The following is a 17,136-nucleotide window of genomic DNA, read 5'->3' as shown; positions in this document are numbered from 1 at the left end:
ATTAATTTGACTTTTTTAAGTTTTTTATTGTTTGTATTTGTGGCCCTTAGGCAATTAATTGTTCTTTATATTCTGCTAATATCGATTTAAATTCGTTTACCACCTCATCCAACGGTTTTTCTGCAGCACCACCTGCAGCATTTCTGTGCCCACCGCCATTAAAATACTTTTTGCAGATTTCATTTGCCGGAAAATCACCTGTTGATCTTACTGATAGTTTTACCTTATCTGGGCGTTCTACAATCAAAGCAGCCAAACGGATTCCGTTGATGGATAGCGCATAGTTTACCACGCCTTCCGTATCGCCGGTTGCACTGTGGTATTCTGCCAGTTCCTCTTTGGTAACCGAAATAATGGCTGTATTGTATTCTCTTAAAACCTCCAATTTGTTTGATAAGCAATAGCCTAAAAAGCGTAAACGGTTTTCGCTTGCATTATCATATACCAGCTGGTGGATTTTCCAGTGTTCGGCACCTAAATCTATCAAATTTGCGGCAATGCGGTATACTTCCGAAGTGGCCGATGGAAAACGGAACGATCCCGAATCGGTCATGATACCCGTATACAAACAAGCAGCAACATCCTTATTTATCCCGGCTTTATCTTCCAGTTGGTTCACTATAAAATCATAAACCAATTGGGCAGCAGCACAGGCGTTGATATCCCAGTGGCGGTAATCGTCAAAATCTTCTGGTTCGAGGTGATGATCGATCATTACCTTTTTAGCACTTGCAGCCCTAACCAGTTCGCCCAGCTCGTTAATACGGCTTAAGGTATTAAAATCGAGGCAGAAAATAACCGAAGCTTCATCTACCAGTTTGGCGGCCAGCTCCTGCTGTTCGGTAAAAATAATTACATCACCGTTATTGGGCATCCAATGTAAAAAAGTAGGATAATCAGTTGGGGTGATTACCTTAACATGGTGGCCTTTCTGAATTAAATATCCATATAAACCTAAAGATGAACCCATCGCATCGCCATCAGGTTTATGATGCGTAGTGATCACAATCCGTTGTGGCGTAGCCAATAATGTTTTTAATTCAGTTAGTGTAAGCATATATTTTTTGCGCAGCAAAGCTAAGTAATTTTAATATAGGATTAAAGGATTTTAAAACTAGTAGAATTATATCTTAAAACCAGGCTTTATTAAATAGTTTAAACGCAATTCGGCGCACTAATCACATTAGTTTAATGCCCTTTCCAATCTTAAACAATACTTTATTGATTATTCATCAATTAAAACGTATTTTTGCAGAAAAATTGATATCAAAGCACAATGAGCACTAACAGAACTTTTACCATGATTAAGCCTGATGCAGTAGCAAACGGCCATATCGGATCGATTATTAACGACATTACCAATGCTGGTTTTAAAATCATTGCATTAAAATATACTAAACTTACTGATGAGACTGCCGGCCAGTTTTATGCAGTACACGCGGAGCGTCCTTTCTACAAAGATTTAGTAAGCTTTATGTCTTCAGGACCAATTGTTGCTGCTATTTTAGAAAAAGACAACGCCATTGAAGATTTCAGAAAATTAATCGGTGCTACCAACCCAGCTGAAGCTGCAGAAGGTACAATCCGTCAGAAATATGCTAAATCAATCGATGCAAACGCGGTTCACGGTTCAGATTCGGATGAGAATGCAGAAATTGAAGGTAATTTCTTCTTCAAAGCAGACGAACGTTTCTAATTCTTTGCACAAAATATTTACAATAAAACCCCGAAAATTCGGGGTTTTATTGTTTTATCAATTTTGTATCTTTCGGGCTTGAAAACATATTCTACCATAACGTAGCCTGTGCGCTCATATTTAAACCCTCATAACACATAAATACTGTTTAATAACTAATACGAATGAAAAAAATTTTCTTAGCGGTATGCTTTTCTGGTATCGCTGTTGCATCATATGCACAAACCAAAACAGCAGCAAAAAAGCCTGTTGCAAAAAAAACAACCCCAGTTACCAAAACATCAACTTTTAAAGCTATCGCGTTGCAATCTTCTCTAGATTCAACCAGTTATGCCTTTGGCACCTCTATTGGCGCTGGCTTAAAAACAACCGGACTATCTACCTTAAACTATGAAGTTTTACTAAAGGGTTTAAAAGATGCATTTACAGGCGGCAAGGCAATACTAGATCAACAGCAGGCCCAACAATGTATTAACGAAGCCTTAGCTAAAGCATCTGCAATAAAAAACAAAGCCGAAATTGAAGCAAATAAAATTAAATACGCACCAATTATGAAAGAAGGACAAGAATTCTTAGAACAGAATAAAAAACGCGCAGGGGTACAAACAACTGCCAGTGGTTTACAATATGAAGTTTTAACTGCGGGCACAGGTGTTAAGCCTCTTGCTACCGACTCGGTATTGGTTCACTACAAGGGAACTTTATTAAACGGAAAGCAGTTTGATAGCTCTTACGACAGAGGAGAGCCAATCTCATTCCCACTTAACCGTGTTATTCCGGGTTGGACAGAAGGTGTACAGTTAATGCCTGCTGGTTCTAAATACAAATTTTTTATCCCTTACAACCTGGCTTATGGCGAACGTGGTGCCGGACAGGATATCCCTCCTTATAGCACATTAATTTTCGAAGTTGAGCTATTGAAGGTTAACGGGAAATAGTAGTAGAAGGAAGATGGATGAGGGAAAATGGATGATGTAGGGAGGCCATCTTAACTAAACCATTAAAATCGTCATTTCGCTGGTGTACAGCAGAAATGGCGGTTTTTTTTTGCAGTCAGATGTTACCATCAAACTGTTTATGAAATTGCAGTGGATTTCTTTGAAAAATCCTTAGTTTGTGTCAGATGATAACATCCGACACCACGAAGAGATGGCAACAGCTAACACCACTATGAATTCCAGTTAGTCGTCACCCTGAACTTGTTTCAGGGTCTTTCATACAAGATTAGATCTCTTCCTTTCGCTGCGTTACCACCTAAGATTACGAAAGCCAGTTTCTTTAGATCCGAGCTAAATAAGCCCTTTCTTAAAACTTTCTTGAACATTCGATGTTAGCTATTACAAATTAACATGAATATGAAAAGAGCATTCCCCTTAGCACTCATTGCATTATTATGCACCACCTTAAGCAGCTGTGAACTGGTAGAAGGTATATTTAAAGCCGGCGTTTGGTCGGGTATTATTATCGTTGTAGTAGTGGTTGCGCTACTGATCTGGATTTTTGCCAAGATATTTGGCGGAAGCAAGGATTAGTTCCGGTTCCGATTTAACAGTTATCAGGCTTAAGCGCTATTAAAATATAAAGGGTATAGGTTTAAAACGTATGCCCTTTTATTTTCTGCTTACAAAAAGATCATTTCTGTTATTACCTCGCTGCCCGCATGCTCATTCAATTTCTGGATAATACCCTGGCGCACCATAATCAGCTCATTTTTGATCACCGAAGATTCGATGCGGAGAAATAACTTTTTATCGTGGATATAAATCTGTTTGGTTCTGTTGGCTATAGCTGTGCCCATAATTTCGGGCCATACCGATAGGATTGAAGTTTCATCGAACTTACGGCGTAAACGGTACACATCAAGCATTTTGCCAATTGCATCTTTAAGGGTAACATCATTAGGTTTACGCATTTTCTATAGTTCCATTATCAACTTCAAACAAAGTTACATCAACTTCTATTTTTTCAAAAATCGATTTTACCCTTTCTTTTCCGGTATCGGTTATAAATATCTGTCCAAAATCGTGATGAGAAACCATTTGCATCAGTTTTTGCACGCGGTTATCATCCAGCTTATCAAAAATATCATCCAGCAAGAGCAAAGGTTTAAACCCTTTATTTTTTGCCAGGTACGCGTATTGGGCAATCTTTAAGGCAATTAAAAAGGATTTCTGCTGCCCTTGTGAGCCAAACTTTTTTAAAGGCATACCGCTGATTACGAAAGCCAGTTCATCTTTATGTATGCCTGTTGTGGTACGTTCGAGTACGCGGTCTTTCTCTACCGATTTTTTGAGCAGTTCTTCAAAAGTTGCCTCGTTCAGTTGCGATTGGTAGTTCAGCTCTACGGTTTCTTTATTTTCGGTAAGGTAGGTATAGTATTGGTTAAACAGCGGAATAAATTCATCCATAAATGCTTTTCGGATGCGGAATATCTTATTTCCTGCCATAACCAACTGTTCATCTAAAATTTCGAGCAGGGTTGGATCGTACTTTCTGGTAATGGCAATCTGCTTTAACAAAGCATTTCTATTTAATAAAATGCGGTTGTAGGTAATCAGCTGGTCGAGGTAATGTGCATCGGTTTGTGAAATTACATTGTCAATAAACTTCCTCCGCTCCTCACTCCCTTCCATAATCAGGTTTACATCGTACGGAGAAACCATCACCACCGGAAACAGGCCAATATGATCGGCCAGTTTATCGTATTCTTTTTTATTACGCTTAAACTGTTTTTTCTGGTTGCGTTTTATACCACAGGAAATTTTTTCATTTTTGTGATTTCGGTCGAAATCGCCCTGGATCATAAAAACTTCCTGCCCGGTTTTAATCTGCTGGCTATCGATAGGGTTAAAGTAACTTTTACACAAACAGAGGTAGTGAATAGCATCGAGCATATTCGTTTTACCAGATCCATTGTTACCCGTAAAAACATTTACAGTTTCCGAGAAATGGAGATCGGCGTCGGTGTAGTTCTTGAAATTTAGCAGGGTAATGTTTTTTAACCACATAAATATGTCACAAATTTACCGATTTTCAGCCGCTAAACATCCATTGTTTAAAATAAACGTTAATAACATTTAAAAAAATTGTACTTTCATAGCAAGTAAAATTAAATGGTTGCACAAAAAATGTTAGAGGGGAACGTTCTATGGTCATATGATCATGAACTGACCAATGAAAAAAGATCGGGCTGGTTTAAAAAGATAGCGGGTTTATTTTCATTTTTAAAGCCGACACACAATCACGAAGGCAATATATTATTGGCATCAAATGGTCTTTTCATCACTGGAGATGAGCATCTGGAACTGCCTTTATCCCATATCGAAGAGGTTTACATGGGCTTCGACGATCTTTTTCCGGCATCTTCAGTCAAAAACTTTGGATTATTTTGGCAGCCGATCAGGATCCGGTCGACCATAAGCCGATCAGAAAGCCAAACGGTTTACCTGGTAATTAACCATACGGGCATTTTTAGCGATAACCAAACCTGGTTTAATACCTTAATTAGCCTGCTGCGTTAATTGCTACAGGCATTTTGCACTTTTGCAGGTCTAAATAACTAATGTTTAATTAAATACTTCAAAATAAAGGTTGATACTTTGATTGAAAAATGTATTTTTGCAATCTTAATTTTTTAAACAAACATGTCTACAACAGATAATCAGACAATTCAACCGACTAAAAAAGGTTCATTTTTACAAGAGAATAACAAGAGCTTACTTTTTATAGCAGGCGCTGTTGTTGTATTAGTTTTAGTATATCTTTGGTACCAAGGTGTGTACTTAAAAGGCCGCGCTGAAGAGGCTGCGAGCAAAATGTACAAAGCAGAGCAATATGTTGGTGTAGACTCACTATCTAACAAAGCCATTAAAGGCGAAAGCGGTTACCCAGGTTTTGAGCAGATTGCTAAAGATTACGACAATACAAAATCGGCTAATTTAGCAAACCTTTATTTAGGTGGTATTTATTTACGTAAAGGCGAATATAAACAAGCAGTAGAATCGTTAAGCAAATATAGCGCTACTGGTAGCCCGGTTGCAGATCCATTGGCTTTAGGCTTATTGGGAGATGCATACAGCGAATTAAAAGACTACAAACAAGCATCTACATATTATAAAAAAGCTGCAGATAAAGCGAGTAAATTTACTTCTCCTATGTTTTTAAAGAAATTAGGATTGGTTAACGAAAACCTTAAAGATTTTAAAGGTGCAGTTGATGCTTATACAAAAGTGAAAACACAATATCCTGAGAGTGCAGAAGCGCAATTAATTGATGCTTACATTGCAAGAGCTCAAGAGCAAGTTAAATAATCATTAACTAACTATATTTATTAAAAGATCATCGAAAGATGATCTTTTTTTGTTTAATGGCTTCTACTCCAATTCCCTCAATCAAAAAACAATTGAAATCAACTTTCTTTTTTTTGAAAATCAGCTACAGCTGCTTTTGGGCTGCATGGTGCATAGCCAAACAAACCCATAAATCATTTACCATATAAGGCATTTAGGGGCATATGAGCTTGTCCATAATTAACCATCACTGATTAAAGATCCTTCGCTGCGCTCAGGATGACAGCGATTTAGTAAAGAAGAGAAAAGGTATTTATAGATTTCTCCGCTACGGTCGAAATGACGACCTGTGTAATGACCAATTTGCAGTACCAGGCATTTGAAGGGCATATGAGCTTGTCCATAATTAACCATCACTGATTAAAGATCCTTCGCTGCGCTCAGGATGACAGCGATTTAGTAAAGAAGAGAAAAGGTATTTATAGATTTCTCCGCTACGGTCGAAACGACGATCTGTGTAATGACCAATTTGCAGTACCAGGCATTTGAAGGGCATATGAGCTTGTCCATAATTAACCATCACTGATTAAAGATCCTTCGCTGCGCTCAGGATGACAGCCATGTTCAATTAACCGGTTTAAACAGTTAACCGATTAACCTATAATGAGTTTGCGATAGGCAATTTGCAGTACCAATAAACAAATGGCCAGTGAACGAATGCACCACCTATTTATTAAAAGCCGTCATAGTATGGGCAGGCCCAACAGTAACAAAACTTTTAATCAGCTCAACACTTTTATCAATCAGGGCTGGGAGTTCCAGCTGTTCGTCTTTATCAAATAGGCCGAGTACAAAATCTACCTGCCTGCCTTTTGGGTAATCGCTGCCGATACCAAAGCGCAAACGTGCATAATTTTGTCCACCGCAAACCTCTTCTATGCTTTTTAAGCCATTATGGCCTGCGCTAGAGCCCTGCAGCTTTAACCTTAGCTTACCTAATGGCAGTGCAAGGTCATCCACAATAACCAGTACATTCTCGGGTGCTATTTTGAGCTCTTTCATCCAATAGTTAACCGCTTTACCACTTAGGTTCATAAAGGTTGTTGGCTTAATTACGTGTAGTTTCTTGCCTTTAAAACTTACTTCCGAATAATAAGCCAAACGGATATTCTCGAAACTTCCGTTCAAGCCTTTAACCAGTTCATCGGCAATATCGAAACCAATGTTGTGTCTGGTATGCGCATAATCAGGTCCGATGTTACCCAAACCAACGATAAGATATTTCATGGGGCAAAGATAAAATGTTTAATGAAAGATGGAAAATGGATTATGGATAGTTGGGCGGTTAGCGCTGGGCGTTTGACGGAATAAACCATGCGTAAATAAAAAAAGCGTTCCGATTTAAATCGGAACGCTTTATCTTAAAATCAGGAAACCCTAAGGGTCCTTGATTATTTTTTACCTTTAGCAGCTTCAGTTTCTGCTTGTTTTAATGCTCTAGACATTGCAACAGAAACGATAGTATCTTCAGGAGTGTTAGTGATTACGTATTGATCACCTTTAAGGTCACGAACACGGAATAAACTACCTACTTCTAATTTCTCTAAGCTTACTTCTACGTTTTGTGGCATGTTAGCAGGTAATGCTTTAACACGTAGTTTACGTAATTTCTGGATTAATTTACCCCCCATTTTAACACCTGGAGAAGTTCCTGTTAATTTAACCGGGATCTCCATAACGATTTCTTTCTCGTCGAACAACTGAAGAAAATCGATGTGCATTAATACGTCGGTAAGTGGGTGAAATTGAGTGTCTTTTACGATAGCTTTAGTTTTAGTACCGTTAACATCAATCTCCACAAAGTTTACTTCCGGGGTATAAATAACATCTCTTAAATCAGCAATAACCACTGCGAAGTGTTGTTGCTCTTTTCCACCATACAATACCGCCGGAACTTTACCTTCGTAACGAAGTTCCTTGGCATCGCGTTTCCCTACGTTCTCTCTTGGAGAACCGCTAATTGCGATTGTTTTCATTTTATTTTTATTTAATTGTTTATTAGTATTAAGTATCGGGTATCAAGACTGAAAATCTTTTAACCTTTATTTAAACTCTTTTCTTGGGTTAACTGGTTAATTGTTAAATTGGTTAACTGGGCACAAAACCTACCATTAACCGATTAACCAGTATACGGTTAACCCCACTATACCCTAAACAGATCGCTAATCGATCCGTGTTCGTTTACATTGGCAATTGCCCTTGCAAATAGGCTTGCTGTACTCAGTACCCTAATTTTCGGGCTTTCTTGTTTCAATGGAATAGTATCGGTAACAATTAATTCAGTTAATACCGAATTTTCTACCGTTTCTATTGCTTTGCCCGATAATACAGCATGGGTACAAACTGCTCTTACACTTGCAGCTCCGTTTTCCATAATCAATGCCGCAGCTTTTGATAAGGTTCCGGCAGTATCACAAATGTCGTCAATCAATACTACATCCTGACCGGTAACATCACCAATAATCGACATTGATTCGATTTCGTTGGCACGTTTACGGCGTTTATCGCAGATAATTACCTCTGCATTAAAAAACTTGGCAAAAGTACGTGCCCTATACGAACCGCCCATATCTGGCGATGCAATAGTTAAGTTTTTTAAGCCTAAGCTTTTGATATAAGGAACAAAGATTACTGATCCATCTAAGTGATCAACCGGAATATCAAAGAAACCCTGTATCTGTGCAGCATGCAGATCCATCGTCATAATGCGGTGGATGCCTGCCGATTTTAATAAGTTAGCTACCAGTTTAGCACCGATGGCTACACGCGGTTTATCCTTTCTATCCTGACGGGCCAAACCATAATACGGAACCACTGCTGTAATGTAATGTGCCGATGCTCTTTTAGCTGCATCAACCATTAACAAAAGCTCCATTAAGTTATCGCTGGGCTGATAGGTAGACTGGATTAAAAATACATCACTGCCACGGACTGATTCATCAAAAGAAGGCTGAAATTCTCCATCGCTGAATTTGTGGATGGTTACGCTACCAAGTGGTTTGCCGTAGTGTTCGGCAATCTTAAGTGATAATCCCTTAGAACCTGTTCCGGAAAATAGCTTTACCGGGTTAAACTGCAATGGCATGGTCCGTGTGTAGTTTACGGTTAAAAAAAATCGGATCATGTCTGTTTAAACATGATCCGACATTAAATTTTAGTTGTCCGACCTGGATTCGAACCAAGACAAACGGTACCAAAAACCGTTGTACTACCCTTATACTATCGGACAAAAATTCTCAAGGATATTCTCCTCGAAAGGGAATGCAAATGTAGGAACCTTATTTTAAATATGCAAGAGTGATTTTAAAATATTTTTAATTTCTTTCCTGCAATTCCTTTCTGCGTTGCAAAGATAAAAAAATCATCATATAGCGTGCAACATTTTCTTTTTTTCTGCGACTTTTTTTACTACGAACCACTTAAATCATTTATTATCAAAGACTAAATTTTAACTATGAATTACTCAAGGATTAACACCATTGGAGGCTGGCTCTGCTTTACCATTGCCGCGCTCATCTACATTTTAACTTTAGATCAATCTGTAAGTTTCTGGGACTGTGGCGAATTCATCGCTTCGGCCTTTAGAATGGAGGTAGTTCACCAGCCTGGTGCCCCCATGGTTTCGATGATACAAAGATTATTCTCTACACTCGCCTTTGGCGATAAAACCAAAATAGCCTATTTCATGAATTTGGCTTCGGCCCTGGCCAGCGCAGGCACCATCCTTTTTCTTTTCTGGACGATTACGGCACTGGCCAAAAAAACCGTTGTAAAAAAAGGTGAAGAAATAACCAGGCAAAAAACCATCGGTATTATAGGTGCGGGCCTGGTTGGTGCGTTAGCCTATGCTTTTTCTGATAGTTTCTGGTTTTCGGCTGTTGAGGCTGAGGTTTATGCCATGTCGTCGCTTTGCACAGCTATTGTATTCTGGGGCATATTGAAATGGGAATCGCAGGCCGATGAGCCAAAGTCCGACCGTTGGCTGCTTTTTGTAGCCTACATTATGGGTATTTCTATTGGTGTGCACATTTTAAACCTGTTGAGCATCCCAGCATTAATATTTGTTTATTACTTTAAAAAATATCCTTCGCCAAATTGGCAAAGTGTTTTAAAAGTATTTTGTATTTCCATCGGGGTATTGGCCGTGGTACAGTTTGGCATTATCCAATATCTGGTTGCCCTTGCAGCAAACTTTGATTACTTTTTTGTAAACTCGATGGGTTTAGGTTTTGGCACCGGCGTATTGTTTTTCGCCATTTTGGTTATCGGAGGCCTGGTATACGGCATCCGCTATTCAATCCGTAAAAATAAACGGGCGCTCAATTTGGCCGTGCTGTTTACCGTTCTGCTCCTTTTTGGGTATAGTTCTTTTGCGCTGCTGATTATCAGGGCGCAGGCAAAACCAAATTTAAACAACACCGACCCAGAAAATGCCTTTAACTTTTTGAGTTATGTAAACCGGGCACAATATGGAGATAGGCCGTTATTGTACGGAGAGAATTACAATTCGGAGAAAATAGACATTAAAGAAACCGGGAAGCTCTACAGAAAAGGGAAAACCAGATATGAATCGGCAGGTACGAAATCTGATTACGTTTTTAGTGATAAGACCCTTGCCCCACGCATGTACAGCGATAAACCAGAACATGTAAGGTTTTACAAAAACTATATGGGTTTTGATGATAGCCATAAACCTACGTTAATGGATAACCTAAAGTATATGTTCTCTTTCCAAACCGGCCAAATGTATATGCGCTACTTTATGTGGAACTTTGTAGGCAGGCAGGATAACGAGGATGGGCAGTTTGGCGGAAAAGACGGAAATTGGTTAAGTGGCATTAAACCGATTGATGCGGTTAGGCTTGGCGACCAGAAAAACCTCCCGCCTTCTATTGTAGAAAACAAAGCTTACAACAGATTTTTCTTCTTGCCCTTGATTATCGGCCTGATTGGTGCAATATGGCATTTTAAACGGAACCAGAAAGATGCAGGCATTATCGGCCTACTGTTCGTTTTTACCGGAATTGCCATTGTGGTTTATCTAAATTCGGTACCCATTGAGCCCCGCGAGCGCGATTACGCTTATGTAGGTTCTTTTTATGCTTTTGCCATATGGATTGGTTTGGGCGTTTTCGGACTGAAAGAATGGCTTTTCCAGCGACTCACACCCGCCAGGGCAAGCATATTTGCTTCGGTTATTGCCTTATTGGGCGCTCCGGTTATCATGGCCAACCAAGGATGGGATGACCACGACCGCTCTGACAGTCATGTAGCACACGATATGTCAGTAAATTATTTAAAATCGTGTGCACCCAACGCCATTCTTTTTACCTATGGCGATAATGATACCTATCCGGTTTGGTATGCGCAGGAGGTAGAAAATATCCGTCCGGATGTGCGGGTGGTAAACCTGAGCTTATTTACCGCCGATTGGTATATTGATGGGATGAAAAGAAAGCAAAATCAATCAGAACCGCTTCCTTTAAGTATTACGTCCGAGCAGTACGTTGCCGGTACCCGTGATATTATGTATTACCAGGACTATAAAATTGCCCAGCATATCGAATTGAAAGAAATTCTGGATGTACTTTTGTCTGATCATGATGAAGACAAGGTAACCATGAGCGATGGCAGTAAATACAATGTGCTGCCTACCAAAAACCTTAAACTGGCCGTAAACCCACAGCAGGTGCTGGATACGGGCACTGTTCCAAAAGAAGACGCCGGAAAAATTGCAAGCAGCATGGAGTGGGTATACAACTCAAATTATGTAACCAAGGGAACTTTGGCACTGTTTGATATTTTAACCCACAACAACTGGGAAAGGCCGATTTACTTTACAGGGGCAATGCCGGATGAGCAATATATCGGGCTAAACAAATACCTTTACTCGGAAGGGCTGAACAAAAGGCTGTTGCCATTAAAACCCGATACTGCTTCGACAGAAGATTTTGACCGCATCAACATTAAGCCTCTTTACCACAACCTCATGAATGTTTATGGTTTTGGAAACATTAAAAATGCGAATCATTTAGACAGACAGTCGGCTGATGATGTGACCATGTTCTCGAATATGTTTAACGGCCTGTTAAATGGCTTAATCAACCAAGGAAAAATTGCAGAGGGCAAAAGCGTAGCCGATAAATATTTTGAGGTTATCCCATCAAAGTTTTACAGCATGCGCCAAGTAATGAGCACCTATTACTTTACCGAAAGCCTTTACCGCTTAAATGACTTAAACCGTGCCAATGCAATGATCAGAAAAACTGCCGATTATGTTGGCAAGGAACTGAACCATCTGGCTGCTGTTTCTGAAAGTAAAAACCAGTTATCTGCTGAGCAGGATGTGCGCTTTTATCTGGGTTATTTGGGTCAAATGGTAAAACTTACCGAAGTATTTAAACAGGATGTACTGAGTAAAAATCTCGAAAAACAGTACAATGATCTTATTGCAAGGTTTACCCCATTTGCAACAGGTTAGCACAAAAACATTCTAAATTTTAACCCATAGGCAGATTATGAAATTTCTGCTTATGGGTTTTTATTTTTCAAATCGGTTAAAATCCTTTACACAAACAGGCTCAGGCCGTTAAAAATTGTTAAATCAATCGAAAAATTTACCTGTATTATCGACTAGAATAGTTAATTTCGGCAGCATTTTTATGTGAAAACAATTTTTAATATCATTAAACAAAACAATGAATTATTCAAAAGTTAATAATATAGTAGGCTGGATCTGCTTTTTAATTGCTACACTAACTTACGTTTTAACCTTAGAGCCCTCTGCGAGTTTTTGGGATTGCGGTGAATTTATCGCATCGGCATTCAGAATGCAGGTGGTTCACCAACCAGGAGCACCATTATTCTTAATGATCCAACGTTTCTTCTCCATTTTCGCAGCCGGAGATTTGACCAAAATTGCTTACTGGATGAACGTTGGTTCTGCTGTTTCGAGCGGGGCAACTATCTTATTCTTATTTTGGACAATTACTGCACTGGCTAAAAAAACCATCATTAAGGCCGGAGAAGAGCTTAATACAGGCAAACTGATCAGTATTATGGGTGCAGGTGCCGTTGGTGCTTTAGCCTATACTTTCTCAGATAGTTTCTGGTTTTCGGCTGTAGAATCGGAGGTTTATGCACAATCTTCATTATTTACCGCCATTGTTTTCTGGGCTATCCTTAAATGGGAAGCACATGCCGATGAGCCAAGAGCCGACCGTTGGTTGTTGTTTATTGCCTATATCATGGGTTTATCAATCGGTATCCACTTATTAAACTTACTTACCATCCCGGCACTCGCCTTTATCTATTATTTTAAAAGAACGGATAAAGCCACCACATCAGGCATTGTTAAAACGCTTATTGTAGGAATATTGATCTTAGCGGTAATTCAATACGGTATTATCCAATATCTGGTTTCATTTGGGGCCTATTTCGATTTATTCTTCGTAAACACATTGGGATTAGGTTTCGGAACAGGTGTTCTTTTCTTCGCAATACTACTAATCGGCGCCTTGGTTTGGGGAATCCGTTACTCTATTCAGCACCAAAAGAAACTGTTAAATTTAGGTTTAATATCTACCGTATTGATCATTTTCGGTTATGCATCGTTCTCGATGATCATTATCAGGGCCAAGGCAGATCCGAACTTAAATAACAGTGCACCTAAAGATGCTTTCTCTTTTTTAAGTTACCTCAACCGCGAGCAATATGGCGATAGGCCACTGGGTTATGGTCCGAACTACAACTCGGAAAGAACCGGTGTAACTGAAGGAAAAACCATTTGGAGAAAAGGTAAAGAAAAGTATGAGGTAGCCGGTAAAAAAACCGATTACGAATACAGCAACAACACTTTATTGCCACGTATGTATAGCGATGACCCTAGGCATGCAGGTTTTTATAAAGAATGGATGCACTTAGATGATAGCAAACACCCTAACCTGGTAGATAATGTTGGCTTTTTGGCCAGCTACCAAATTGGCTACATGTACATGCGTTATTTCTTCTGGAACTTTGTTGGTCGTCAAAACGACGAGCAGGGTCAGGGAAGCGGATTTGAGGGCGAATGGATCAGCGGCATTAAACCGATTGATAGTTGGTTACGTGGCGATCAGACCAACCTGCCTCCATCAACCATTGATAATAAAGCTTATAACCGTTTCTTCTTTTTACCGTTAATTTTAGGAATTATTGGTGCACTTTGGCACTTTAAACGCAACCAGAAAGATGCTGGTGTAGTGGGCTTATTGTTCTTTTTCACCGGTATTGCCATCGTATTGTACCTTAACCAAAAGCCGTTAGAGCCACGCGAGCGTGATTACGCTTATGTAGGTTCGTTCTATGCTTTTGCCATATGGATAGGTTTAGGGGCGCTTGCCTTAAAAGAATGGTTATTTAAAAAATTAACCCCTACTGCCGGCGCTATTGGTGCAACGGTTATCGGTTTATTGGCTGCACCGGTAATTATGGCCGAGCAGGGATGGGATGATCACGATCGTTCTACGAAATTGGTTCCACACGATATTGCTTTGGATTACCTGCAATCTTGCGCGCCAAACGCGATCTTGTTTACCTATGGTGATAATGATACCTATCCGCTTTGGTACATCCAAGAGGTAGAAAATGTGCGTCCGGATGTGCGTATCGTAAACTTGAGTTTGTTCGATACGGACTGGTATATTAACGGTTTAAGACAAAAACAAAATGAATCGGCGCCGTTGCCAATTACAATGAAACCTGAGCAGTATGTACAGGGCGAAAGAGATGTAATGCCATTTGATGAGAAATTAAACGGAAACATTGAGTTAAAAGATATTGTTGATCTTCTCTTATCGGATAATGATGGTGATAAAGTGATGATGCAGGATGGAACTAAATCTAACTTCCTACCTACCAAGAACCTTAAAATTACAGTAGATCCACAACAGGTTGTAAGTACAGGAACGGTTTCGGCTGCTGATGCTTCAAAAATTACTACGGAGATGGATTGGAAATTTAACAAAGGTTATGTTACCAAAGGTACTTTGGCCATGTTCGATATCCTGGCACACAACAACTGGAAACGCCCTATTTACTTCGCTTCTACTGTACCTTCTGAGCAATATAACGGTTTGGATAAATATTTGTACAGCGAAGGTTTAGCCATGCGTTTATTGCCGTTCAAAGCTGATACCGCTGCAACAGAGGATAGACCAGAGCAATTGAATACGCCTGTACTCTACAATAATGTAATGACTAAATTTAAGTGGGGAAATATGAAAACCGCTAAATATTTAGATCCACAATCATCAGATGATACTTTTATCTTTACCAATATCTTCAGCAGCTTAACCAACAGCTTAATTAAAGAAGGTAAAATTGATGAAGCCAAAAAAGTAGTTGATAAATACTTTGCGGTAATGCCTGATAAGTTTTTTGGTATCCGTACAGTAGTAGTGAAATTTTACATGGCCGAAAACCTTTATAAACTGGGTGAAACAGCCAGGGCAAATGATATTCTGGAAAAATCTGGAGAATACATCAACAAGGAGCTAAACTACCTTGCAGATATATCGCAATCAAAAGGCTTAACTGGTTCACAGAACATCCAAACGGGATTGTACTACCTTGACAGAATGATCAAAACAAGCAAAGCTGCTGGACAGGATAAGGTAAGCGATAAACTACAGAAAATATTTAACAGCCTAGAAGGACGTTTATCGATGTTCTTCCCACAACAGGCGCCGCAATAACAACAGGCATTTAAATAAATAGAAAGCAGCTGCATTAATTTGTAGCTGCTTTTTTTGGCTAAATAAACCTCGCAGGTTTTAAAAAACTGCGAGGTTTTGGTAAGCGGGCAAAAAAAATCCTGTTCAGCAATGCCGAACAGGATTCAAATTTATTTTTAGTTAATGATTATTCGTTTACAACACCCATTGCGCAGAATTTATCAATTCTTTGCTCAATCATTTTATCTGTTTTTAATTTACCTAGCGCAGCCAAATCTTTAACTATATATTCTTTTAAAGTTTTGCCCATTAACTCAGGGTCTTGGTGCGCACCGCCAAGTGGCTCAGGGATAATACCATCAATTAACTTGTTCCCGAACATATCATCCGAAGTTAATTTTAAACATTCGGCAGCTTTCTCTTTAAAATCCCAGCTTCTCCATAAAATAGATGAGCATGACTCTGGAGAAATCACCGAATACCAAGTATGTTCTAGCATGTAAACCTTATCGCCAATACCAATACCTAAAGCTCCGCCAGATGCACCTTCACCCACAACAATGCAGATAATAGGCACCCTTAAAACCGACATTTCTAACAGGTTTCTGGCAATAGCCTCACCTTGTCCGCGTTCTTCGGCTTCTAAACCCGGGTAAGCACCCATGGTATCAATAAAAGAAATAACAGGCTTATTGAATTTTTCGGCCAAACGCATTAAACGCAAAGCCTTGCGGTAACCTTCAGGGTTGGCCATACCGAAATTGCGGAATTGACGCTCTTTGGTGTTTTTTCCTTTTTGGTGACCAATAACCATAACGGTTTGGCCATTAATAGAAGCAAAGCCACCAATAATAGCCTTATCATCTTTAACGGTCCTATCGCCGTGCAACTCAATAAAATCATCGCAGATCATGCTGATGTAATCGAGTGTTTGCGGACGATCTGGATGACGGCTCATTTGAACCTTGTTCCAACCGGTTAAATTTTTATATAAGTTATTGGTAGTTTCATCTAATTTACCATCAAGCTCGTCTAAAGTAGCAGACATATCTACCTTAGTTTTTTCGGCAACTTGCTTAACCTTTTCTATCTGCTGAACTAAATCGGCAATAGGTTTTTCAAAATCGAATGATGTTTTTATTTGCTGCATAATTGAACCACAAAAATAAGTAATTATTTTTAGTTTGCAGCGATGAGTTTTTTGTTTGCCCGTTTTACAATACAAATATCTATCGCAAAGACGATTATCACTCATATGATTTGGAAAGCAATTGCAGCTATCCTTCGGTTACAGCAGTCCCGCCCCCGTTTCTGCCGGTTGAAAAAACCGTCATCTCACTTAAGGTCGGGTTTAGCTTACGAAAACTTTTGCTACTAT

14 protein-coding genes are annotated in these 17,136 nt (G+C 39.4%); 7 read left to right on the top strand and 7 right to left on the bottom strand.

The annotated features are described in order from the left end of the window. Positions 1-46: 46 nt before the first annotated feature. Complete coding sequence (locus ACS5PU_RS15475) at positions 47-1,057, bottom strand: DHH family phosphoesterase (protein ID WP_439460059.1); 1,011 nt, start codon at positions 1,055-1,057, stop codon at positions 47-49. Between the two features lie 219 nt (positions 1,058-1,276). Between ACS5PU_RS15475 and ACS5PU_RS15470 the strand changes: the two genes are divergently transcribed. The 3 genes from ACS5PU_RS15470 (at position 1,277) to ACS5PU_RS15460 (ending at position 3,228) form a co-directional block, all read left to right on the top strand. Next, positions 1,277-1,696, top strand: coding sequence for a nucleoside-diphosphate kinase (locus ACS5PU_RS15470; RefSeq protein ID WP_025144153.1), 420 nt, complete (start codon positions 1,277-1,279; stop codon positions 1,694-1,696). Positions 1,697-1,860: 164 nt separating this feature from the next. Next, entirely contained in the window at positions 1,861-2,634 is a 774-nt protein-coding gene (locus tag ACS5PU_RS15465) for an FKBP-type peptidyl-prolyl cis-trans isomerase (protein WP_439460058.1), read from the top strand. Between the two features lie 417 nt (positions 2,635-3,051). Next, positions 3,052-3,228 (top strand): hypothetical protein, encoded by a 177-nt coding sequence (locus tag ACS5PU_RS15460; protein ID WP_439460057.1) that lies wholly within the window; start codon positions 3,052-3,054, stop codon positions 3,226-3,228. Positions 3,229-3,317: 89 nt separating this feature from the next. On the opposite strand, the gene ACS5PU_RS15455 is transcribed toward ACS5PU_RS15460, so the two are convergent. Together ACS5PU_RS15455 and recF are read right to left on the bottom strand one after the other, a co-directional pair. After that, positions 3,318-3,608 (bottom strand): DUF721 domain-containing protein, encoded by a 291-nt coding sequence (locus ACS5PU_RS15455; protein WP_439460056.1) that lies wholly within the window; start codon positions 3,606-3,608, stop codon positions 3,318-3,320. After that, positions 3,601-4,704 (bottom strand): DNA replication/repair protein RecF, encoded by a 1,104-nt coding sequence (gene recF, locus ACS5PU_RS15450; protein WP_439460055.1) that lies wholly within the window; start codon positions 4,702-4,704, stop codon positions 3,601-3,603. The genes ACS5PU_RS15455 and recF overlap by 8 nt, the downstream gene beginning before the upstream one ends. Before the next feature lie 105 nt (positions 4,705-4,809). Here recF and ACS5PU_RS15445 point away from each other — a divergent pair, with 105 nt between their 5' ends. Then, the gene (locus ACS5PU_RS15445) at positions 4,810-5,217 is read left to right on the top strand and encodes a hypothetical protein (protein WP_439460054.1); all 408 of its coding nucleotides are present in this window, start codon (positions 4,810-4,812) and stop codon (positions 5,215-5,217) included. A gap of 123 nt (positions 5,218-5,340) precedes the next feature. Then, entirely contained in the window at positions 5,341-6,006 is a 666-nt protein-coding gene (locus ACS5PU_RS15440; RefSeq protein WP_439460053.1) for a tetratricopeptide repeat protein, read from the top strand. A gap of 705 nt (positions 6,007-6,711) precedes the next feature. Here ACS5PU_RS15440 and pth read toward each other — a convergent pair. From pth to ACS5PU_RS15425, 3 genes are all read right to left on the bottom strand, one after another. Beyond that, a complete protein-coding gene (gene pth / locus ACS5PU_RS15435) occupies positions 6,712-7,272 on the bottom strand; it encodes an aminoacyl-tRNA hydrolase (protein ID WP_439460052.1) in 561 nt (186 codons plus the stop codon). A gap of 164 nt (positions 7,273-7,436) precedes the next feature. Then, positions 7,437-8,021: a 50S ribosomal protein L25/general stress protein Ctc gene (locus tag ACS5PU_RS15430; RefSeq protein WP_439460051.1), complete on the bottom strand. Its 585-nt coding sequence runs from the start codon at positions 8,019-8,021 to the stop codon at positions 7,437-7,439. A gap of 167 nt (positions 8,022-8,188) precedes the next feature. After that, on the bottom strand, positions 8,189-9,130 hold the full coding sequence (locus ACS5PU_RS15425) for a ribose-phosphate pyrophosphokinase (RefSeq protein WP_439460183.1): 942 nt from the start codon (positions 9,128-9,130) through the stop codon (positions 8,189-8,191). A 369-nt stretch (positions 9,131-9,499) separates the two neighbouring features. Here ACS5PU_RS15425 and ACS5PU_RS15420 point away from each other — a divergent pair, with 369 nt between their 5' ends. Continuing rightward, complete coding sequence (locus tag ACS5PU_RS15420) at positions 9,500-12,526, top strand: glycosyltransferase family 117 protein (protein ID WP_439460050.1); 3,027 nt, start codon at positions 9,500-9,502, stop codon at positions 12,524-12,526. Between the two features lie 217 nt (positions 12,527-12,743). Continuing rightward, complete coding sequence (locus ACS5PU_RS15415) at positions 12,744-15,779, top strand: glycosyltransferase family 117 protein (RefSeq protein ID WP_439460049.1); 3,036 nt, start codon at positions 12,744-12,746, stop codon at positions 15,777-15,779. 166 nt (positions 15,780-15,945) lie between these two features. Here the strand turns inward: ACS5PU_RS15415 and ACS5PU_RS15410 are convergent, their stop codons facing one another. Next, entirely contained in the window at positions 15,946-16,908 is a 963-nt protein-coding gene (locus ACS5PU_RS15410) for an acetyl-CoA carboxylase carboxyltransferase subunit alpha (protein ID WP_439460048.1), read from the bottom strand. Positions 16,909-17,136: the final 228 nt, after the last annotated feature.

It is taken from the genome of Pedobacter sp. GSP4 (assembly GCF_051857575.1).
Lineage (GTDB): Bacteria > Bacteroidota > Bacteroidia > Sphingobacteriales > Sphingobacteriaceae > Pedobacter.
This window is presented reverse-complemented; position numbering and strand designations above follow the sequence as displayed.